The sequence below is a fragment of the Flagellimonas zhangzhouensis genome (assembly GCF_900102925.1).
GTDB classification, from domain to species: domain Bacteria; phylum Bacteroidota; class Bacteroidia; order Flavobacteriales; family Flavobacteriaceae; genus Flagellimonas; species Flagellimonas zhangzhouensis.
Map to the genome: position 1 here is coordinate 20,794 of NZ_FNKI01000001.1, position 22,403 is coordinate 43,196.

Here is a 22,403-nt window from a genome sequence, read left to right on the forward strand (position 1 = left end):
CCGAGGCTCTAGCCTCGGTTTTTTTATGAACATATTTCTTGTTTTCCATTATCGGTTCAATTCAGAATTCAATAAAGTAATAAGGTCTTGATTTTGTTTTTGGGTATCAATTATTAGCTGATTTTGATTATTAATGATCATTTTAATTCCAAAAAGATCGGTCATCAACTTTACATCAGAGGCAATATCCATTTCGGAAACAGTTGGTATTTTTGAAGAAAATCCTAAGGCATTTGAAACAAATTCTTTTGTAAACAACTTGGGGTAAGAATCATCTACAACCCTTCGATTCAAAACCATGATACGATTCTGTACCCCACCCAAATAATCAAAATTATAATATTCCGATAGTGCTGCTTTAAGCTCCCCGTTTTCAATTAGATCAATGCTCTCAGCGGACAACATATTATTAAATGCAATCCGCACGGGATCAAAAACATCATAAAAAGTAAAGTCGTTGGCATTTTTATTAAAAATTCGGAACCGCTCTTCATTGGTGAGGGTATCGACAAAAATCTGAAGCATTTCATCCACGATCTTCACCTTATTCTCATTAAAATCCAACACAACCTGAAGCCTAATTGAATCTTGCTGTAGGTTATTTCGAATTTCCTTTAAATACGTCTGTTCTTTATTTCGGGTTTGGCGGTCTATATTCCAGTTGTTCACTTGCAGTGCAATAAGGATTCCGATAACAACCAAGATAATTTCGCCAATGGCGTATTTTAAATACTTCACCGTTTTACCTTCGGACACTAGTGTTTTACGAATCTTCCCGAAAAATTTAATCATTGGCCAGCCAGTTTTAATGAACCATTCCTGATGGAGTTATCATGATATGCGCCCTGTGCGTTCCTGGGTTCATAATCCAAGGATGATTGGAACCAATTGGTGTTTCTGGCAGCCCAGTTGACTCAGCAGTTGCAAATGGCAAATACACTACGTAACGATATTGTGCATCTTCCACGTTAAAAGTTTCCGGATCATAACTATCGCTGGGTCCGTAGTACAAATGCAAAGTTGCTCCTGGTTTCCCCATATCCAATTTACCAGATTTGGCCTCTTCCTCTCGAATATCAAATATTTCTGGACCTGATTTACCTTCAGCCCTCAATTCACGACCCCTTGCCATAAAGGGTTCCAAACTTTTATGATAGCAAGCGGCATTAAATCCATTTGTTTTAGGGTCATCTACAAGCACTATAAATTCATTGTCTCCTTCTTTGAAGGTTACAAATTCACCAGCCATATTGTAGCCAATTACTTTGCATCCATCTCTACTTTCTGCTGGCGCTGCCATTAAGGAAGCTGCGACCAATGCCTCATCGGAATCAATGGGAACGAAGTTTGTTTCGGCTTTTAGGGCTGTGCTATCCACGACTGTTTCTTCCATTGCAGATTCTTCGTCTTTATTTTTAGTTGAGGTATTGCAGGAACTCAAAACTCCAATGAGTACAAGTGCTATTAAGATTTGTTTCATTTAATTAAAATTTAAAAGTCAGTTATTGGAATTCGAAACTGTTTAAATGATTCAAAGTCAAGCAGTAAGTTAAGAAATATTCTCTCGATGTTCTAATTGGAAAATTCCAAGTCAATCACCCATATCAACCTTAGTAGGGCCAAGCAATATATTTTGAATGATGGAAGTAAACATGGAAAATCCTGTAGGTATCAATTCGTCTGGAAAATCATAATCTGGATTATGTAAAGCTGGAGTTTCCAATCCTGCTCCTAATCCAAACATGGCCGTTTTATACGTTTTGGAAAACCATCCAAAATCTTCTCCAAACTTAAAGGGATGATCTCTTTCAATAATATAAAAATCATTTTCTAAAGCCGCTTTTTGAATATATGCATTGCATTCAAAATCATTACTGCTTGCAGGAAAATATTCCAGCCAATTAAGCTCAAAATCCAATCGATGTTGTTTGCTCTTCTGCTTGATTAAGTTTGAAATTGTGGATTTAAGGGTTTGCATTTTTTCAGGGTTCCAACACCTTAAGGTATAATGAAGCTCACCACTCCCCGCGGAAATTCCATATGCTTTTTGTCCCACCAACATATGAACGGGAGTCAACACAGCAAAGTCTGGTTTTTTAGGGTCCGACACATTTAATTTATTCATTTCACCCACCAATTCAGAAATACAAAGTGCAGGGTTAATGCCATGTTCGGGTTCCGAAGCATGGGATTTTTTCCCCATTAATTTTAATTCAAAACTTATGACTTCTGCTGAAAATCCACTTTCAATTAGAATGATGCTGTGCATCGGTTCTTTTGGAATATTATGGAGTGCAAAAACATAATCGGTTTGCAAGACCTTAAATCTTGGGTCGTTCACAATTCTTTCAGCCCCTTCCCCAATTTCTTCGGCAGGCTGAAACAACAACACCACTTTTCCTGCTTCAAATGCACTTTCATGAAGCCATTTGGCCAAACTTGCCACAATGGCCATATGGCCATCATGTCCGCATTTATGGGAAACACTCTCTTTGGTTGATTTATGCTCAAATGGATTGCTTTCCAAAATGGGAAGTGCATCCAGTTCACAACGAATGGCAATGGTTTTTCCTTTTTTGGGAAATTCATAAACCGCAGCCAAACCTGCACCTCCTATATTTTCAATAATCGAAGTGGGGTGAAATTGTGCAATAAAATTTTTGATGATGGATGCTGTTCCCTGCTCAACATTCGACAAATCTGGGTTTACATGAAGCTGGTGTCGGAATGAGAGGATTTCTGGGTCGATCAATTTGTGTTGAACTAAATGGGTTCTAGCTCTAAATTAATAGAATATTTTAAAAAGGAAACCTAGATTATATCCTTTCCATTTTTACGGCGCCATCATAATTTCAAAAACCTTTTTATTTGATTCATAATATAAAGTCAGGTCATCAGCAATATTTTGCCCTTTGTTTCTGTAGTAACTTAATACAACATGACTTTCTCCAAGAAGTCGAATAGAATATCCATAAAAATTTTCCTGATTCTTTGGTATGTCAAAATCTATTCCATTTACATTCCAAAAATCTAGGTTATCGATTTTATAAATTGTATCCTTTTTGGACAAAATTCTCAATGAATTAAAAATAGAATCATTAATTGATTTGATATATAAATCTCCAAGTGAATCACCCAAATCAGTTTTGAATTCATGTATCCATTCGTATTCACCCGCCTCAGTATGTATATTATTATTGGAGTTTTTTGCAATCAGTTTTTCATTCTGGTTTTTTTTAAATTCTATTTTATCTTTTTCTATGAACTTACATGACATTAGAAAAAAAAGCACAATTAGAATAGGAAAATTTTAGTCATTTAGGTTTCTTCACATTAAATTCAACTTTTACAGCTAACATCATGTAATGATGTTTTAGTAACATGCTCGTGAAATTAACTGAAACATAATATAGTTTCCACCTCCAATTCACGAATGCCCCATCTGAATTGACGGATGAAAAAGAATGGACTGTATTTTCTTAAACAGAGGATTTCTCAGAAACCAACTCTGCCTCAAAAAGTGCAGTAAAGTGTTTGAGTAGTTTTTCCTTTACTTCGGCAACATCTACTTCTTTTTGTCCAAGTTCTACGTTTAAAGAAGTAACTGCTTTGCCTTTAATACCACAGGGAATCATGAGGTCAAAATAGCCCAAATCAGCATTTACGTTCAAGGCAAAACCGTGCATGGTCACCCAACGGCTGGCACGTACCCCCATAGCGCAAATTTTACGGGCAAAAGGAGTCCCCACATCCAACCAAACACCTGTTTCCCCTTCAGAACGTTCAGCTTTTAGACCATATTCAGTCAAGGTAAGAATCACCATTTCTTCTAAAAAACGTAGGTATTTGTGGATATCAGTAAAAAAGTTGTCCAAATCTAAAATGGGATAACCTACAATCTGGCCAGGTCCATGGTAGGTAATATCACCCCCACGATTGATCTTATAAAAAGTTGCACCTTTTTCTTCGAGAATTTTTTCGTCCACCAATAAATTGTTGATGTCTCCACTCTTACCCAAGGTATACACATGAGGGTGCTCTACAAACAAGAAATGGTTCTGGGTTTCAAGTCCAGCATCTTCCCTTCTATTGCGCACTTTAGTGTCCACAATATCCTTAAAAAGAGCTTCTTGGTAGTCCCAAGTTTCCTTGTAATCCTTGTAACCGAGGTCTTGTAATGCAACTTTCTTGTTCATACCGCAAAGATACAAAGTGCTGCCAAGGAAAACTATTTTTCGAGCTTTACCTCAATATCCAACAGGGATGGGTTTTTCATCATTTCCATAAAACCAACTTCATAGATCATGGTTTTACCGTCGGCACTAAATGTTGCCTCCTCCACATTGGTGGATTTTACCCGTTTCGGAAAATGATATTTTAAGGTATAGGTAGACCCTGATAAGAACATTTCGGCACCTTGCAAACTATCAATTTGCTGTTGTAAAAGTCCTTGATCAATAATTTCAGCCGTACGGGTAAAGGTGTTGTTCTTAAAAGCATAGTTTACTTTAGTGGCTTGTTCTTGGGATTTCATTTGGGCTTGCTGTGGGTTCGCATTTGGCCCTAAAGTACTGGCATCTTGAAAAGTATTGAACGCATCGTTCATTTCGCTCACGTTTTTAAACTCGCTGAACAAATCGAACATCATGAGTTTTTTTTCAGGATCCATGACCATGCGCATGTTGAATGATTCCAATTTTTTAAGCTTTTCTTGTTCATCTGCAGGCAATTGGGCGATACTGTCCTTTTTCTCCTCCAAAAAATCCTTGAAAGATATAATGGAATCTACAGCTTTCTCTCCCGATTTTGCCATTTCTTCCCCTGCCATCTCCATCATCTCGGAGCCATCAAATTGTATGGAAAGTTTCCCCGAACCATCATCTTTAAAATGGATTTCTTCGGTAAAATTACAGGCAGCGGCCAATACTACAATGGCGCTAACTAAAAGAGCTTTAAATGTTTTCATGTGTTGATTATTTTAATGGTTTTAGTGTTTGGTGCCCAAGTTCATGGAGGCTAAAAGTAGTATAATGGCATCTTACCAACAACCATGAATTGTCTTTTTAGATAAACAACCGTTGGATGGCGACTTCAAAAACAGGACTTATCCCTGTCCAAAAACAAACTTTTTCAACTAGTTGAATTCAAAAGATTAATTGGGATTATTTAAAATAACCAAGGCTGCAATCACTCCTGGCACCCAACCGCAAAGGGTCAATAAAAACACGATTAAAATAGAACCACATCCTTTCCCGATTACGGAAAGGGGAGGAAAAAGTATGGCCAATAAAACTCTCCAGAAACTCATTGATTTGATTTTGATTGATGATACTTATTGGTCATCAAAAAGCAGTTTTTGTTACATAAAACCATTACATTTATTCAGAATCGGTGAACAAATGCGATTTTTAGTCCTACTCTTACTTTTAATCAACGCTCCTTTGCTTTTTGGGCAATACCAATTTTCTGGAGAAGTGGCCCAAGAAAATGCTGGTAGCTCAATTTATTTGTCGGTTATAGAAGACTACCGTAAATCTTCAAGGATATATTTGGACCAAATAGTCCAAAAATCGGAAGTGGATTCCTTGGGACATTTTAATTTTCAAGGCAACAACCTGAACATTGCCAATCGGATCTATAGAATTCATTTGGATGGTTGTTCGGACAATGAGAGCGCCAATCATTTTTTAGGGCAGTGCAACAATAGTAAAAGTGTGCTATTTATTGCCAACAATAAGGACACCCTCCTTTTTCCAACTTCTTTTGAAGACGAGGCACTTTGCACCATCAATTCCACCAACCCAAATTCTGGATTGCTTTTGGAAATTGAAAATCTGAAAAATCAAATGGCCTACGATTTTGTCGATTTTCCCAGTGAGGCCAGTAAAAAATTGAACTTTAAAAAGTGGTTCCGCACGTTGCACGATTTTGGCGAGGAATTTAATGAGCCATTGGCTGAACTTTACATCTATGATTTTTTATCTGACAAAAGGAACGAAACCTTCAAGTACTATTTGAATGATCTTTCAGAAAACCCCTATTATCAAAATCTAGTGGAGCGTTTAGAAAACAGCTATCCCAATTCAGATTTCACCAACCAATATGTGGCCGAAATAACCACCGACAAGGAACTTGCGCAATTTTCAAAGCCCAAATCCTCCAAATGGAACCGAACCTTAATTGCACTTCTGGCGGTTTCCATCTTAGGAAATGTTGTTTTTTTCTTGGGTAAAAAACGAAAAAATCAACCTAATGCCCTTTTGGAAAAACTGACTCCACAAGAACAAAAAATCGTCCATCTGATATTAGAAGATAAGACTAATAAAGAAATTGCAACTGAACTTTTTGTGAGTGTCAGCACGGTAAAAACCCACATCAACAACCTCTACAAAAAACTGGATGTTTCTTCAAGGGAAGAGATGTTGGTTCGCTTCAAAAAATAAAATTCAACCCCCGGTCTAGTCTCTATTTCCAACGTTCAAAATTCCTTTCAGCTATTGATTTTGTTGAATTTGGCCTCACAAACCATTAATTACAAAATCATGAAAAATGTTTTTACCGCATTGCTAATGCTCTGCATAGTTGCTACTTCAGCACAAGAAATCAACACCGAAATCATCACGGAAGACGGTCGCCAAATGCTTGTCGGGCAAATAAACCTAGAAGGGTTTCAAACCGAACCCTACCGAAATTGGTTTCAAAATGGGCAAAACAATTACGGAGTGGACCAAACCATAGTAGAGCTTTTTAAAGAGCAACTGCAATCCTATCACATCAAATTGTTTTTAGGGACTTGGTGCGGGGACAGTAAAAGAGAATCGCCCAGATTCATCAAGATTTTGGAAGCAGCAGATTTTCCGATGGCGCAGCTAGAGATTGTAGCCTTGGATTACCGCAAAGGGCACTACAAAAAAAGTCCCACAGGAGAAGAAAAAGGATTGAACATTATTAAAGTGCCCACCATAATCTTTTTTAAAGATGGCAAAGAGGTCAACCGAATTGTGGAAAGACCCTTAGAATCTTTGGAAGAAGATATGGCACAAATCCTTTTAAAAAAGTCGTACACGCCCAATTACGCATATTAAACACGGCCAAAGCAAGAAATTAAAGCGCAAAAGTGTAATTTTGCGCTTTAAATTTTTTGAAGATTATGCAACTATCGGAACAAGAGATCGTTCGAAGAGAAAAACTGACCAAATTGAGGGAAATGGGCATCAACCCATACCCTGCCGCTTTATATCCTGTGGATGCCACTTCCAAGAGCATAAAACAGGAATTTGAGGAAGGCAAAAAGGTAGTGATTTCCGGTAGATTGATGTCTCGTAGAATTCAAGGAAAGGCCTCTTTTGCTGAACTTCAAGATAGCGAAGGTCGTATTCAGGTATACTTTAACCGTGACGAAATTTGTCCTGATGATGATAAAACCTTGTACAACGATGTGTATAAAAAGTTGTTGGACATTGGTGATATTATTGGTGTTGAAGGCGAATTGTTCACCACCCAAGTAGGTGAAAAAACTGTAATGGTTAAAAATTTCAGCCTGTTGAGCAAATCCTTGCGTCCACTTCCTTTACCTAAGGTAGATGATGAAGGAAAAGTATTTGATGCCTTTAACGACCCAGAGCTTCGTTACCGTCAGCGTTATGTGGATTTGGTAGTGAACCCACACGTAAAGGACACTTTTATAAAAAGAACAAAAATCACCACCAGTATCCGTGAGTTTTACAACCAAAAAGGATATTTGGAGGTAGAGACACCCATATTACAGCCCATTCCAGGTGGAGCGGCGGCCCGTCCGTTTTTAACCCACCATAATGCGCTCAACATTCCGTTGTATTTGCGTATTGCCAACGAGTTATATCTTAAAAGATTGATCGTAGGTGGATTTGATGGGGTGTACGAATTTGCCAAGGATTTCCGTAATGAGGGAATGGACCGAACCCACAATCCAGAGTTTACCGTTATGGAACTTTATGTGGCCTACAAAGACTACAATTGGATGATGGACACCACCGAAGAACTATTGGAAAAAGTAGCCGTTGATGCCACGGGAAGCTCCAAAGTAAAAGTGGGTGATCACGAAATCGAATTCAAAGCCCCTTACCCTCGCGTTCCAATTTTAGAAGCCATTAAAATCCATACGGGAATTGACGTTTCTGGAATGGAGGAAGAGGAACTTCGTGAAACTGCCAAAAAGCTGGGCATTGAAGTGGACGACACTATGGGCGTAGGTAAATTGATCGACGAAATTTTCGGTGAAAAATGTGAACACCACTATATTCAACCGACTTTCATTATCGACTACCCGAAAGAAATGAGTCCGTTGACCAAAGAACACCGTTCCAACCCTCGTTTGACGGAGCGTTTTGAGTTGATGGTAAACGGAAAAGAATTGGCAAATGCCTATTCCGAGTTGAATGATCCTATCGATCAACGCGAACGTTTCGAAGATCAGTTGAAACTTTCTGAAAAAGGAGATGACGAAGCTATGTTCATCGACCAAGATTTCTTGCGTGCTTTGGAATATGGAATGCCTCCAACTTCAGGAATTGGAATCGGAATCGACCGTTTGGTGATGTTGATGACCAACAATTCATCCATCCAAGAAGTATTGTTCTTCCCGCAAATGCGACCAGAGAAAAAACAGGTAGAGCTTACCGAAGAAGAGAAAATTATTTTGGACATTCTTAAACCAGCTGGCGAAATGACTTTGGCCGATTTGAAAGAAAAAGCAGGCTTAAGCGGCAAAAAATGGGACAAGAGCACCAAAGGTTTGACCAAGCATGGTCTCTTAAAAGTAGAGAAAACTGACGAGGCACTTTTGGCCAAGTATACAGGCTAGTCTTCCTACCAAATTCAAAATAAAACAGACCCCAACACCAAACTAGTGTTGGGGTTCGTGTTTTAAAAAAATGCTATCTTACCTCAAATTTCTTTCCGTCGCGAAAGAATTTTTCTGCAGCTACCCCCAATAATCTTACTAAAACCTATTTAAATGAAAAGAATGAAATTAGCATTCCTTTTTGTGCTATTGGCGTGTTTTGCTGCCGTGGCACAAGAGGTAACTGGAACCGTTTACGACGACCAAAATGTGCCCTTACCTGGAGCATCCGTCCTTTTAAAAGGAACCGACATTGGAGTAATTACAGATTTTGATGGAAATTTTATTATTGAGGCTAGCCCAGGAGATGTTTTGGTGTTTTCCTATGTTGGCTATAATAGCAAAGAAGCAACTGTAACGGGCAGTACCCTTAACATTTACCTTGAAGCTGGGGTGGCATTGGAAAATGTGGTAGTGGTTGGTTCACGTAATGCGAATCGAACTGCCACGGACACTCCCGTTCCCGTAGACGTGTTGGATGTAACCGAATTGGTGCAATCAGCCCCTCAAGTCACCGTTACTGAAATATTGAATTACGCAGCGCCCTCGTTTACGTCCAATCCACAAACTATTTCTGATGGAACCGACCATATTTCACCTGCATCGCTTCGTGGGTTGGGACCAGATCAAGTTTTGGTGCTCATCAATGGCAAAAGAAGACACAAAACAGGCCTTGTTAACGTCAATGGAACTTTTGGACGTGGTAGCGTAGGTACGGACATGACCACAATTCCCTCCAACTCCATTTCGCGTATCGAAATTTTAAGGGATGGTGCCGCCGCACAATACGGCTCAGATGCCATTGCGGGAGTCATAAATATTGTATTGAAAAGAAATGTCAACGAACTTCAAGTGGATATTAACTCTGGTGCCAATGTAACCAGTGAGAGTAGTCCCCAAAAGAAAATTGATGGCGAAAAAGTTAGTTTAGGTTTAAACTACGGTCTTCCTATTGGCGATGATGGTGGTTTCATCAACTTTACTGGGAATTTTAATTTTAGAGGATGGACCAACCGCATGCAAGAATGGGAGGGGTCTATTTTTAACGCCTATAATTCCGTGGAAAGAGTAGCGGCTTCCGATAATTATGATATTTCTTTATTGTTGGATGATGATTTAGCTGATATTTTCGAATATGCTGGAGATGCAGGAATTTTACTAAATGGTGATGAGACCAAAGAAGAATTGCATACTATTCTTGGAGCAGATGTAACCAACCAAGAATTGGCAGCTCGAGGATTGGAACGCAGTGATTTTAACATGCGTGTGGGTCAATCCGAATTAAGAGGCGCTCAATTCTTTGCCAACCTTTCCATTCCATTAGACGAAGATCTAGAAATTTATGGATTTGGTGGACTAAGCTTTAAAAATGGTAATGCAGCAGGATTCTATCGTCTACCCAACCAGGCAAGGGCCTATACTCCAGCTTACCTCAATGGATTTTTGCCCGAAATCAACTCCAATATTGTAGATAAATCAGCTGCATTCGGAATCAAAGGTATGTTGGGCGATTGGAATGTGGATTTCAGTAATTCCTATGGTAAAAACACCTTTTTGTACCGTGTCACCAATTCCAATAATGCCTCTTTGGTCAATTCAACTCCGTTTGAAGCCGATTCAGGAGGATTCAATTATAGCGAAAACACTACCAATTTTGATCTGAGCCATTTTTATGAAGAAACCATGGCTGGGTTGAACATTGCTTTTGGAGCAGAGTATCGAGTTGAAAATTATGCGATTGTCGCTGGTGAGGAAGCCTCGTACACTCAATACAATGTACAAGGAAATCCACACGACCCTACAGACCCCGATTCCATGGTACCTGTTGACTTTTTTGGTAATTCCAGACCTGGTGGAATCCAAGTTTTTCCTGGATTTAAACCAGCCAATGAAGTAGATGCTTTTAGAAATACCATTGCTGGCTATTTTGACATAGAAGCCGATTTCACCGAATCAGTTTTGTTGAGTGGGGCAGTTCGCTATGAGAATTTCTCTGATTTTGGAGGCACCGTAAATTTTAAACTGGCAACTAGGATTAAGTTTTCAGAAAACTTCAATTTCCGCGGTGGTGGACAAACAGGATTTAGAGCTCCATCTTTGCACCAAATTCATTACAGTTCCACTTCAACCTTATTTGTTGATGGCGTGCCAAACGAAGTAGGGATTTTTCCAAACACATCAAGAGTTGCCAGACTATTGGGTATTGAACCCTTAAAAGAAGAAACTTCAATTGGTGCTACAGCTGGTTTTACAGCGAGGGTTCCAAGTGCAAATCTTAAATTCACCTTGGATGGTTATTTGATCAATATTGCAGATCGTGTTATCCTAACTGGACAATTTACCGACAATGGTAATGCTGAATTGGCCAATCTGTTTCAACAAGCCAATGCCACACAAGCAGCATTCTTTGCCAACTCTGTGGACACTCAAACCATGGGAGTAGATTTTGTTGTAGACCATAAAGCTTCCATTTCGGACAACATATCACTGACCAACACTCTGGCATTTACCTTTTCTGAAACTACGGTAGAAGAAGTAAAAGTTCCCGATGCCATTGCAAATGCGGGATTGAGCGACACCTATTTTGACCCTACCAGTCGAATTTATTTGGAATCGGCAGTGCCCACCACAAAAGGGAATCTTTCCCATAGTCTAAAGGTTGGTGAAAACTGGAACTTTTTTATACGTAATGGCTACTTTGGTGAAGTGCAGGAAGCCACCAATGAAGATGATCCAAGTATCGATTACACTTTTGGCGCAAAAATCATAACTGACTTTACAGTTGGTTACAACTTTACCGAAAATGCAAGGTTCACACTTGGTGCCAATAACCTTTTGGATGTTTACCCCGATGAAAACGACCCTGCTTTTAGGTCATCTGGTAGATTTATTTACTCAAGAAGGTCGGTACAATTTGGACAGAATGGACGCTATGTTTTTGGAAGATTGACATTCAAAATAAAATAAAACCATCACTTTTTTAATTTTGTATAACGAAGCCCCTACGTGGGGCTTCAATATTTTCATGTTTTAACAAAAAAGCATAGCTTAGAACCCCAATGGAACTAAGCAAAAAAATTGGGTTGGCACTAGGGCCCATCGTATTCATCATTTTAAACCTATTGCCTTTTGAGTTAGTGTCGGAAAAGGGAGACCCTGTAATTTCGGTAGCTGCTTGGATGTTGATTTGGTGGATCACCGAAGCGGTTTCCATTTCCGTTACCGCTTTATTGCCTTTGTTATTACTCCCTATTCTTAAAATATTGCCTATTGCCGAAGTGGGAGCCAACTACGGAAGTCCTATTGTTTTTCTGTTCTTTGGTGGGTTTGTAATGGCTTTGGCCTTGGAAAAGGTAAACCTTCACCGCAGAATCGCCCTAAATATTATTCGCCTTACTGGAAACACCCCCAACAAGGTGATTTTAGGATTTATGATCGCTACGGCCACCATGAGTATGTGGATCAGTAACACTGCAAGTACTGTTGTGATGTTGCCCATTGCCCTATCCGTAATCAATTTATTGATAGATGATGCGGACGGATTTACCAAAAACGATAAAAATTTTGCATTGAGTGTGATGTTGGGAATAGCCTTTTCTGCCAACGCTGGAGGAATCGCTACGGTCATTGGTACTCCCCCAAACTCAGTTTTGATCGGATTGCTGGAAAATGAATATAATATCGAAATATCCTTTTTAAGGTGGATGACCATCGGACTTCCCTTTTCTATCATCATGATAGCCATTTGTTATTTGGTTTTGGTAAAATGGATGTTCCCCAACAAAGATTTAAAGTTTAGTGCTTCCAAAGAGGTGATCCATGCTGAATTGGAAAAATTGGGTCCAACCACTGGAAAAGAAAAAATGGTTTTGGTGATTTTTGGTATCACTGTATTTCTTTGGATTTTCAGAACCTTGATCAATAACATATTCCCAACCTTGGGGCTTACCGATACCATGATCAGTATTTTTGCTGCAGTGGCACTTTTTGCCATTCCCTACAACATTAAAAAGGGTGATTTCATCATCGTTTGGCAAGACACCTCTAAATTGGCATGGGGAATCTTAGTTCTTTTTGGTGGTGGTTTAGCCTTAGCTCAAGGCATGTCTTCCAGTGGAATTGTAGATATGGTAGCCAATGGTATTGCTCAAAGTAATGCGAGTATCTTATTTACAGCTGCCCTGCTTATCTTCCTAATGCTATTTATGACCGAGTTGATGAGCAACGTGGCACTCGTGGCAGTTTTGGCCCCTGTAGTGGCAGGTATCGCCATTGGTTTGGATATACCCATGTTGCATTTGTTGATTCCAGTCACCATTGCCAGTAGCTGTGCTTTTATGCTTCCTATGGCAACCCCTCCAAACGCCATTGTATTTGCAAGTGGTTATGTAAAAATTCCTCAAATGGTGCGTGTAGGTGTAATTTTGAATTTAATTGCAGTGGTATTGCTGGTATTGGTGTTTCAGTTTGTAATTCCATTATTATTTTAAATAATAAATGGCCCCTTCGGGCGAAGGAGCCATTTACAAACTAACTAACTCAAAAAAATGTAAGAAACTAACTCAACCTTACTCAGTCCACATCTAGAGTGAACTGTAACTCTTTGTTGGGTACAAATTTATAACCCTTTATTTTTAAAATTATTGTAATTAGTTTTTTGTTAACTAAGCAGTTAGAACCCTCCAAAAGCAACTTTTTCAGTAGTCATTTAAAAAATATGCGTTCCTTGGCGCCAAATGAATGAATCGTTGCATAATTCGCATCAAAAAAAGAAAATCGGTGCGAATTTATCCGTGCTAAATTCCATGTTATTTTTTTGTTAACCAGCATCTTATATAGAATTCTTTAACAAAAACGGAGGTGCAAAAAAGCCCTCCGAAGAGGGCTTCCACTAACTAACTCAAAAATTTGTAAAATGAAAATTAAAACATCCTACTCGTTGACTCTTTTGTAAGGGTCAAAATCTTCTGGTAAATACTTGGAAGTATCAAATCCCAAGTCCATATCTTCATCCTCCATATAATTAATGGAAGAGATAGCAATTACATCAGTGTATGGGTTAAACCCTTCAGGCAAAAGGTATTCGCTATCGATACCCAATTCCAATTCAGTTTCAACCTCTAGATAGGTAATTGAATTAAGGTCCACATACGCTTCGTAAGGTGAGAAACCTTCAGGAAGGTAATCACGAGTATCGAAGCCAAGTTCCATATCCTCTTCCTCCATATAGTTGATGGAATGTACATCCACAACATCTGTGTAGGGGTCAAAGTTTTCAGGAAGATACTTTGAGGTATCAAAACCTAGATCCAATTCAACTTCGTTTTCGAGATATATGATGGAATTCAAATCAAAATAGCTTTCGTAAGGGTTAAAACCCTCAGGAAGATAATCCTTGGTATTAAAACCCAAATCGATTTCGGGTTCTTCCTCCAAGAAAACTATTTCATCCAAATTCAATTCATAAGAAGCATAATTTGCTATCTCCGAATCTGAATCGTTCCAATCAGCACCAATGTTCAATGCTGTGTAACTGTTTTCCAAATAGCTAACGGGTTCCGATTTTGTTTGGACCATCGTAGCATTTTGTTGGTCGTTTGCTATGGCGGTACTACTTAAAAGTACACTTCCATAAATGATTAATAACTTGTTCATTTTTTGATTGAATTTTTTGATTGATGTTATGCTTATAAGACTAACCCAATCGTAAAATGTTACACGCTTTATGACTTTTTTTAGAAAAACCAATCCGCCGTTAGCCCCCAAAAACAGGGGGATACACGTGGGACTATTAGTAAAACGCAGGACTCCCGAAGTTTTGCATCTTTCGGAAAAAAAGTGGTAGTTAATATTTATTTAACAGTAAAATCTATTCCTTTTTAAGTTCTTTGGTTGATGAAGTTATCCAAACTAACATATGATGAATAAGAAATTACTACCTCAAGTACTTGTACTTTTATTATTATTGGGTGCAGTTCCCTCGACACAAGCCCAACTTTTCAAGAAAAAAAAGAAAAACACCGAACAAAAAGCCGAAGCAAAACCTAAACCAGGCGATATTCAACCTTATGATAAGGTTATCACCAAAGAAGCCAAAACAGATACTGGTTTGTTTGCTGTTCATAATGTAGACGACAAACATTACTACGAAATTCCAGATTCTTTATTTAATAGGGAGATGTTAATGGTAACCCGAATCTCCAAAACAGCCGATGGAATTGGTTTTGGGGGTGGAAAAATCAACACACAGGTATTGCGTTGGGAGAAAAAACCCAAAAAAGTATTGTTGCGCGTTTCTTCCTATGAAAACGTAGCCGCAGATTCTTTGCCAGTGCACGAAGCTGTGGTCAACTCCAATTTTGAGCCTGTACTTTATTCTTTCGACATCAAAGCAATCAACAAAAAAGATTCTTTGAACCCTGCCGTTGTTATCGAAGTAGACCCATTGTTTACCAAAGATGTTCAAGCATTGGGCTTTCCTGATGGATACAGAAAAAGATATAAGGTTACCCGTTTGGACGGTGACAGAAGCTATATTGAATCTGTAAAAAGTTATCCTTTAAATATTGAGGCCCGTCACGTAAAAACTTATTTCTCCAACCAGCCGCCAAGCAACTCAAGTGTAGGTTCCATTTCGTTGGAGATCAACAACTCTATGATTCTATTGCCGAAAGAACCTATGAAGCGTCGTTATTTTGACAAACGTGTAGGTTGGTTTGCTCGTGGACAAGTGGATTATGGATTGGATGCGCAAGAAAGCAAAACCGTTACATACCTAGATCGTTGGAGATTGGAAGTAAAGGACGAGGATATTGCCAAATACAATGCAGGTGAATTGGTTGAACCCAAAAAACCTATCATATATTATGTAGACCGTGCCACACCAAAAGAATGGGTACCTTATATTAAACAAGGTATTGAAGATTGGCAAGTTGCTTTTGAAGCCGCTGGTTTCAAAAATGCCATCTTGGCCATGGACCCTCCTTCCCCAGAAGAAGACCCAGAATGGTCTCCAGAAGACGTGCGTTATTCTGTGGTGCGTTATTTGGCATCGCCAATTCCGAATGCCAACGGTCCTCACGTAAGCGACCCTCGTAGTGGAGAAATTTTGGAATCTGACATCAACTGGTACCACAATGTAATGAGCTTGTTGCGCGGATGGTATTTTGTACAGACTGCTGCCATTAACCCAGAAGCTCAAAAAACCCAGTTTAAAGAAGAAGTAATGGGTCGTTTGATTCGTTTTGTATCCTCCCACGAAGTAGGTCACACCTTAGGATTGCCACACAACATGGGAAGTAGTGTTGCCTATCCAGTGGATTCATTGCGTTCCAAAGAGTTTACCCAAAAATTTGGAACTGCGCCATCAATCATGGACTATGCCCGTTTTAATTATGTGGCGCAACCAGGTGACGAAGGCATAGCTTTAATGCCAAACATTGGGGTGTACGATAAATATGCCATCAAATGGGGATACAAACCTATTTTGGACAAAACTGCCAAAGAGGAGAAACCAATTTTGAACAGCTGGATCACAGAGCACGCCGATGATCCTATGTACCGATTTGGACACCAACAAGTGGGTGATATCCACGATCCAAGTTCACAAACAGAAGATTTGGGTGATGATGCTGTTAAAGCTAGTTTGTACGGTATTGAAAACCTAAAACGTATTGTTCCTAAATTGATCGATTGGACCACCGAACCAGGTGAAAACTATGACGATTTAGAAACCATGTACGGACATGTTGTGTCTCAATTTGGAAGATACATGGGCCACGTGTCCAATAATATTGGTGGTGTTTACGAATACAACAAAACCGCCGATCAAGAAGGAGCTGTTTATACACATGTAAGCAAAGAGCACCAGAAAAAAGCGATGGCCTTTATGCAAGAGCAATTGTTTGCCACTCCAGAATGGATGATCGATCAGAACATCTTCAACAAAATTCAAATTTCTGGTTCCGTAGAGCGTATCCGTGCATTGCAAGAGCGTTACCTGAACACTATGTTGCAAATGGGCAAGTTGGCAAGGGTTATCGAAAATGAAACCATTAATGGTGACGAAGCCTACGGTTTGTTGGAAATGATGCGTGACCTTCGTAGAGGTATCTGGTCCGAAACCCGCAATGGAAGAACTATTGATACTTACAGAAGAAACCTTCAAAAAGCACATATCGACCGTTTGGGTTACCTAATGACTGCTGATAGTGAGCGTAAACTTCCAGATTTTGGAGGGTACCGTAAATCAACCCCTATCAATGCCAGCCAATCCGATATCCGTTCGGTTGCAAGAGCAGAACTTAACAATTTAAAGAGTGATATTCGCGGTGGATTGTCCCGTATTTCGGATCCAATGAGCCGTTATCATTTGCAAGATGCCCTAGTGCGCATCGACCAAATTTTGGACCCAAAATAAGGTCTATAATTTAAGTAGATTCCATTTTTTCAAGGTGTGACCAGAATTCGTTTTGGTTACACCTTGTTTTTTTTGGCCTTCACAAACAAAATGGGTCGTTTCACAACATATCACTGAGATTCCCAATGGCTTTGATTACATTAGTAATCCCAAATCTCAACATCATGAACCAAAAGACTAAAAGCCTAATCTACTTTTCCTGTTTTGTGCTAGCCTCCTTCTTTTACTACATTATGGAGCAACAGGATGAATTTCAAGAACAATTCCAATCCAAAACCTACGTAGAGGCAGATTTTCAAGATGCCGATGATTTGGAAGAACCTTTGGAAGATTTCAATAATCTTGAAGAAGACCAGAAGTAGGTCAACTCTTTTCCTAAGCTGTTAAAAGCTTCACAAATTCTATTTTCGGATTAAACCAACAACAACTGCGGTTGTCCAAGGTGTATATCATTAAATTTTAGAATTATGAAACGATTAGCAGTAGTATTGGTTTTGCTGGCCAGTATAGGAGTATCAGCCCAAAAAAATGACGGACCAAGAATGCGAAGAGGTGCCAAAATGGACCTTACCGCAGAGCAGATGGCAACATTGCAGACAAAGCATATGACCTTGGCCCTTGATTTATCACAAACGCAACAAGACAAATTGTATCAACTGAATTTGGAACAGGCAGAATTCAGAAAAGAGAAATGGGAAGAAATGCAGGCATTAAAAGAAAGTGGTGAACGACCAAAACTTTCTGCCGATGAGAAATTTGAAAAGGAAAACGCACGTTTGGAACGTCAAATTGCTTTCCAAGGTAAAGTAAAAGACATTCTGAACGAAGAGCAGTTTGAAACCTGGAAAAAAATGAGAATGCAAGGCAAGGAAAAAGCCATGCATGGCAAAAAGAAAATGCAGGAGAGAGGGAGAAGAGGATAGTGTTTTTTGTTGATTTTAAGGAACCGCGCCGGCCATGGTCGCGGTTTCTTTTTTTTGTACCAATTCCTCCATTGACCTCTGATTTTATCTGTTACACAACAGATATTTGTATTTATCTGCTTTTTTACAGATATTTGTTATTATCTGCTTATAAATAGATATCTTAAAAATAGAAGAAATGGTTGCCATACTTACAGGAGACATCAAAAACTCTTCGGAGCACAAAGCCACGGAATGGTTGCCCCATTTAAAGGATGCTTTGGGCAAATTCGGAAAGGAACCCAAAACATGGGAAATTTATCGTGGAGATAGTTTTCAGCTTGAAACACAGCCCGAAAATGCATTGGATGCCGCTATTTACATCAAAGCAAGTATTAAGCAACTACGCCAAATGGATGTACGAATAGCCATTGGTATTGGGCAAAAAACCTACGATGCCGAAAAAATCACCCAATCCAACGGGCCCGCATTTGTAAACTCGGGAAAATGCTTTGAGAACCTCAAAAAACAGACGTTAGCCTTAAAAACAACCAACAAAAAATTTGATGACACAATCAATTTGTTAATCCAATTGGCTACATTGACCATGGATAACTGGACACCCGCCATTTCCAAAACAGTTAAAACTGCAATGGAAAACCCTAAAATGAATCAAAAGGAGCTAGCGTCTATTCTAAAAAAATCCCAGGGTAACATTAGCGAAGAATTGAGTAAGGCTGGATTTGACGAAGTGCAAAAAATGATTCGTTTTTACAAAACACAACTATTACAACTATGATGCTTTTGGCCCTTAAATTGATTCTTGCACACTTTATCGGGGATTTTGTGCTGCAACCAAGTCATTGGATCGAAGATAAACTCCAAAAAAAAGGAAGGTCCAAATACCTGTACTTTCATGTGGGGGTACATTTGGTGCTATTACTGCTGTTACTTCAGTTCAAACATTTGGGCATTATCGCTCTAATCGTTGTCACACATTTGCTTATCGATTTGGGCAAACTCACTTTTACCAATCCAAAAAATTACCGTTGGCTGTTCGTGCTCGACCAACTATTGCACTTGCTGGTGTTGGCTCTTGCGTTATACCTCATCTCCCCTTTCGCTTTGACTTTTGAAGGAATTTTAGGCCCGCAAACCTTATTATTAGCTACTTTTTTGGTTTTTGTCACCTTTGTTTCTGGCATCTTTATGCGGATGCTACTCGCACCCTATATCGATGAGATTACTAAAGAAGATGAATCGGACGAAGGAGGTTCCCTTAAAAATGCGGGCACCTATATTGGCATGTTGGAACGACTGTTCGTGTTTGGATTTATTTTGATGCAACAATGGGCAGCTATAGGTTTATTGATTGCTGCAAAATCCGTTTTCCGATTTGGTGACCTGAATAAGGGCAAAAACCGAAAACTTACCGAATATGTTCTCATAGGAACTTTGCTCAGTTTTGGTCTGGCCATTGTTTCTGGCATGCTCTACAACTACTTTTTGGGGCTATTATAAACGAAAAAACCGTCCTAAAGGACGGCTCTTTCCGAATAATTATTTAGTGCAGATTGAAATACCTAAACACTTAACAAACGATATTTCAACACATAAGGAGCAAAAATACATAAAATTATCTATTTAGATTAATTTTAAATTATGAATTTATCCCTTACCCTAAACCAAAACCATATTTTAACCGTACATCTTATATCAGGTTCGCAATTTGAACCTTCTACACAGTATTTTTGAGTTAGTTAGTTTAGAAAGCGGGACTTTGATCCCGCTTTTTCTTTTGTGACACCATTAAAATGGAATGCGTCAATATCCTTAAACTTCATTTTGTAGTTTACTCCCATTAACTTTTAAAACATCAGACATGGGAATAATAGCAACAGACGAACGTGAAATTAGTATGTATTACAATGGTGAAAGTAGTTTTAGCGAACAGGCTTTGGCCATTTTGGAAGCCACAGAATTTAAAATTCGCGCAGTGGATATCACCAAAGATAAAGTTACGGCTACCCAATGGGCCGAAATCGCTGACCGATTAGGAGTCACTGGTAAAGATTTAGTGAATACCGAACACCCCAACTTTATTCAATCCTACGGAGAACATACGAACATTGAAAGTGAGGAAGATTGGCTCAAAATACTTTCCCAAAACCCTAAAGTGATACAAGGACCCATTTTACTTCATGGCGAACGGGCTTTTCAAGCCAAAGCTTTGGGAGATTTATTCGTTTTTCTCGATCAGGAAAGCTAAATTAGTAGCTAGCTAACTGAAAAACAGATAGGTATGTCCAGCAGAACAAAATCCAAAAAATCAATAATTTTCATTTGGATTATAGCTTGTATTGTGGTTGTTGGGATTGCGGCGCAATTGTTCTTCTCTTACAAAGTAAAATCAGCATTGGCGGAGCAACTCCCCGAAAACATAACCTTAGACTATGCTGATTTAAGTACCAATGTGTTTTTGGGCAATATTGCTTTGGAAAATGTGGAAGTCAACATCACAGACGGAAACACCCAAGTGTTGGCCAATAAACTGGCGGTAAATAGTATCGGCTACCTATCACTCTTATCAGGAAATACCGTTGAGCTAGGTGAAATTCATTTGGAGGAACCGAAAATAGTACTGAAACAACAACCAAGCGATACCTTAAAAGAACCTGCCTCTGCCCCCAATAATGCGCCTAAGCTGCTCATCAAAAAAGTTAAAGTTGATCAGGGGGAACTTACCATTCGAAATTCAATAACTGATAGTGTATTATTGAGCGCCAAGGCTATCGATATTAATCTTTCCCAATTAGAGCTAGATCCTAAATCTACATCCAATCAACCTCCTTTCACTTTGGAAGAGTACGAATTCGCAGCACAAGACCTTTATTTTGATGTAAGTCCGTATGAATTTATGCGCTGTAAACAAGTTCAATTGAGCAATGAATTGGGGGCAATTGAAAATATCCAATTTCAATCAAAATATAGTCCAGAAAAATTAGCCACCCTATTGTCGGTGCAGCACGATCATTTTGATGTTACGGTAGATAAAATTCAAATCACGAAACCAGACATTTTTGGCAACACAGGCCCTAAACTTTTTACTCCCTTGTTAGAAGTACAAAGTCCAAAAATTATGGTGCGAAGAAATACCTTGCTTCCACCAAACACCATCATTAAAAAAATGCCCAATCAAATGCTACGGGAAATGCCTGCGGAACTTAAAATTGATTCCCTATCTGTAACCGATGGCGAAGTCAATTTTTATAAAAAGACCATGCCCGATGTGGAACCGCATAAAATGGCTCTAACATCCATAAATTCCCAAATCAAAAATTTGAACAATACAGGTGATGGCATTGTGGTAGTAACAGGACAACACCAAGTGATGGGTGACGGAAACTTTACACTCGAATACACATTTGATCCTCAAAGCGAAGACAACAGCTTTTTGGCCAAAGTGTCCATGTCTGACTTCCACACCAAAAAAATCAGCCCGTTTATGAGGTCTACCCTTGACGTAGAGGTGGACGGCACCATTCAACAAATGTATTACACCATCGATGGTAACGAATGGACATCACGCGGCGAAATGAAAATGAAATACGACCAGTTTAAATTTATAGCGCTTAAAAAGGATCACCTAACGGTAAATAAATTTAAGAGTGGCGTTGCCAACCTATTGACCAAAAAAGGAGATAGAAAAGCCGACGAAGATGGGTTTAGGCATGGTCAATTTGAAGTGGACCGAGACCGCACAAAATGGGTGCTCAATTACATTTGGATCAATATGAGAACAGGTATGTTCCACACCATGGTAGGGAGAGGTAAGGAAAAATAGAAATAAATCAAACCATTAATAGAAATATGAAAAATTACTTCAAAATATCATTCCTTGCTCTGATTTTTATTTTGTGCGTTTCTTGTAGCTCTTATAAAAAAAGTGAAATTACTGGAAGAACATTGCCTGCCTCAGAAACGGAAAACCAAAATACAACTATTCGGAGACAACTTAATTCGGATCAAACGCGTAACTACCAAAAAGTGGTGCTAAACAAAAAAGAATATCCTATTGAAGATCTACAAAAGATTTTGGATACGTTACAAACCGAGTACACCCTTGAAGTAAAAATTGATTCGGTAGTGAACAAACAAATCGTTTACATCAACCCCAAAAGTTGATCAACATCCATTGAAA

Annotated in this window: 21 protein-coding genes; 13 read left to right on the forward strand and 8 right to left on the reverse strand. The window is 39.0% G+C overall.

What is annotated here, in order from left to right; translation table 11 throughout:
* Positions 1 to 48 precede the first annotated feature (48 nt).
* From BLQ18_RS00095 to BLQ18_RS00125, 7 genes are all read right to left on the reverse strand, one after another.
* Positions 49 to 792 carry a DUF6090 family protein gene (locus tag BLQ18_RS00095; RefSeq protein WP_090291456.1) on the reverse strand — a complete coding sequence of 248 codons (744 nt, stop codon included), beginning with the start codon at positions 790 to 792 and terminating at the stop codon, positions 49 to 51.
* A gap of 13 nt (positions 793 to 805) precedes the next feature.
* On the reverse strand, positions 806 to 1,480 hold the full coding sequence (locus BLQ18_RS00100; RefSeq protein ID WP_090291458.1) for a hypothetical protein: 675 nt from the start codon (positions 1,478 to 1,480) through the stop codon (positions 806 to 808).
* A gap of 111 nt (positions 1,481 to 1,591) precedes the next feature.
* A complete protein-coding gene (locus tag BLQ18_RS00105) occupies positions 1,592 to 2,752 on the reverse strand; it encodes an amidohydrolase (protein WP_217630563.1) in 1,161 nt (386 codons plus the stop codon).
* A gap of 81 nt (positions 2,753 to 2,833) precedes the next feature.
* Positions 2,834 to 3,292 (reverse strand): hypothetical protein, encoded by a 459-nt coding sequence (locus BLQ18_RS00110; RefSeq protein WP_139150342.1) that lies wholly within the window; start codon positions 3,290 to 3,292, stop codon positions 2,834 to 2,836.
* A gap of 187 nt (positions 3,293 to 3,479) precedes the next feature.
* Positions 3,480 to 4,196, reverse strand: coding sequence for a lipoyl(octanoyl) transferase LipB (gene lipB, locus BLQ18_RS00115; RefSeq protein WP_090291462.1), 717 nt, complete (start codon positions 4,194 to 4,196; stop codon positions 3,480 to 3,482).
* Between the two features lie 32 nt (positions 4,197 to 4,228).
* The gene (locus BLQ18_RS00120; RefSeq protein WP_090291464.1) at positions 4,229 to 4,966 is read right to left on the reverse strand and encodes a hypothetical protein; all 738 of its coding nucleotides are present in this window, start codon (positions 4,964 to 4,966) and stop codon (positions 4,229 to 4,231) included.
* A gap of 186 nt (positions 4,967 to 5,152) precedes the next feature.
* A complete protein-coding gene (locus BLQ18_RS00125) occupies positions 5,153 to 5,308 on the reverse strand; it encodes a YqaE/Pmp3 family membrane protein (RefSeq protein WP_090291467.1) in 156 nt (51 codons plus the stop codon).
* 91 nt (positions 5,309 to 5,399) lie between these two features.
* On the opposite strand from BLQ18_RS00125, the gene BLQ18_RS00130 reads away from it, so the two are divergent.
* The 5 genes from BLQ18_RS00130 to BLQ18_RS00150 all read left to right on the forward strand — a co-directional run bounded on the left by BLQ18_RS00130 (position 5,400) and on the right by BLQ18_RS00150 (position 13,371).
* Complete coding sequence (locus BLQ18_RS00130; protein ID WP_175443689.1) at positions 5,400 to 6,443, forward strand: response regulator transcription factor; 1,044 nt, start codon at positions 5,400 to 5,402, stop codon at positions 6,441 to 6,443.
* A gap of 99 nt (positions 6,444 to 6,542) precedes the next feature.
* The gene (locus BLQ18_RS00135; RefSeq protein WP_090293610.1) at positions 6,543 to 7,085 is read left to right on the forward strand and encodes a thioredoxin family protein; all 543 of its coding nucleotides are present in this window, start codon (positions 6,543 to 6,545) and stop codon (positions 7,083 to 7,085) included.
* Between the two features lie 65 nt (positions 7,086 to 7,150).
* Positions 7,151 to 8,842, forward strand: a complete 1,692-nt coding sequence (lysS, locus tag BLQ18_RS00140; RefSeq protein ID WP_090291472.1) for a lysine--tRNA ligase — start codon at positions 7,151 to 7,153, stop codon at positions 8,840 to 8,842.
* Positions 8,843 to 8,995: 153 nt separating this feature from the next.
* Entirely contained in the window at positions 8,996 to 11,848 is a 2,853-nt protein-coding gene (locus BLQ18_RS00145; RefSeq protein WP_090291474.1) for a TonB-dependent receptor, read from the forward strand.
* Between the two features lie 92 nt (positions 11,849 to 11,940).
* A complete protein-coding gene (locus BLQ18_RS00150) occupies positions 11,941 to 13,371 on the forward strand; it encodes an SLC13 family permease (protein WP_090291476.1) in 1,431 nt (476 codons plus the stop codon).
* A gap of 442 nt (positions 13,372 to 13,813) precedes the next feature.
* Here the strand turns inward: BLQ18_RS00150 and BLQ18_RS00155 are convergent, their stop codons facing one another.
* A complete protein-coding gene (locus tag BLQ18_RS00155; RefSeq protein WP_139150343.1) occupies positions 13,814 to 14,536 on the reverse strand; it encodes a hypothetical protein in 723 nt (240 codons plus the stop codon).
* 265 nt (positions 14,537 to 14,801) lie between these two features.
* Between BLQ18_RS00155 and BLQ18_RS00160 the strand changes: the two genes are divergently transcribed.
* The 8 genes from BLQ18_RS00160 (at position 14,802) to BLQ18_RS00195 (ending at position 22,387) form a co-directional block, all read left to right on the forward strand.
* Entirely contained in the window at positions 14,802 to 17,300 is a 2,499-nt protein-coding gene (locus BLQ18_RS00160) for a zinc-dependent metalloprotease (RefSeq protein WP_090291480.1), read from the forward strand.
* Between the two features lie 164 nt (positions 17,301 to 17,464).
* Complete coding sequence (locus tag BLQ18_RS00165) at positions 17,465 to 17,662, forward strand: hypothetical protein (protein ID WP_090291481.1); 198 nt, start codon at positions 17,465 to 17,467, stop codon at positions 17,660 to 17,662.
* Between the two features lie 105 nt (positions 17,663 to 17,767).
* The gene (locus tag BLQ18_RS00170) at positions 17,768 to 18,223 is read left to right on the forward strand and encodes a hypothetical protein (RefSeq protein ID WP_090291483.1); all 456 of its coding nucleotides are present in this window, start codon (positions 17,768 to 17,770) and stop codon (positions 18,221 to 18,223) included.
* Positions 18,224 to 18,401: 178 nt separating this feature from the next.
* Entirely contained in the window at positions 18,402 to 19,001 is a 600-nt protein-coding gene (locus BLQ18_RS00175; RefSeq protein WP_090291485.1) for a transcriptional regulator, read from the forward strand.
* Positions 18,998 to 19,723 (forward strand): DUF3307 domain-containing protein, encoded by a 726-nt coding sequence (locus BLQ18_RS00180; RefSeq protein ID WP_090291487.1) that lies wholly within the window; start codon positions 18,998 to 19,000, stop codon positions 19,721 to 19,723. The genes BLQ18_RS00175 and BLQ18_RS00180 overlap by 4 nt, the downstream gene beginning before the upstream one ends.
* A 361-nt stretch (positions 19,724 to 20,084) precedes the next feature.
* Complete coding sequence (locus tag BLQ18_RS00185) at positions 20,085 to 20,471, forward strand: arsenate reductase family protein (protein ID WP_090291489.1); 387 nt, start codon at positions 20,085 to 20,087, stop codon at positions 20,469 to 20,471.
* A gap of 33 nt (positions 20,472 to 20,504) precedes the next feature.
* Positions 20,505 to 22,046 (forward strand): AsmA family protein, encoded by a 1,542-nt coding sequence (locus BLQ18_RS00190; protein WP_090291491.1) that lies wholly within the window; start codon positions 20,505 to 20,507, stop codon positions 22,044 to 22,046.
* A gap of 26 nt (positions 22,047 to 22,072) precedes the next feature.
* Positions 22,073 to 22,387, forward strand: a complete 315-nt coding sequence (locus BLQ18_RS00195; RefSeq protein ID WP_090291493.1) for a hypothetical protein — start codon at positions 22,073 to 22,075, stop codon at positions 22,385 to 22,387.
* Positions 22,388 to 22,403: the final 16 nt, after the last annotated feature.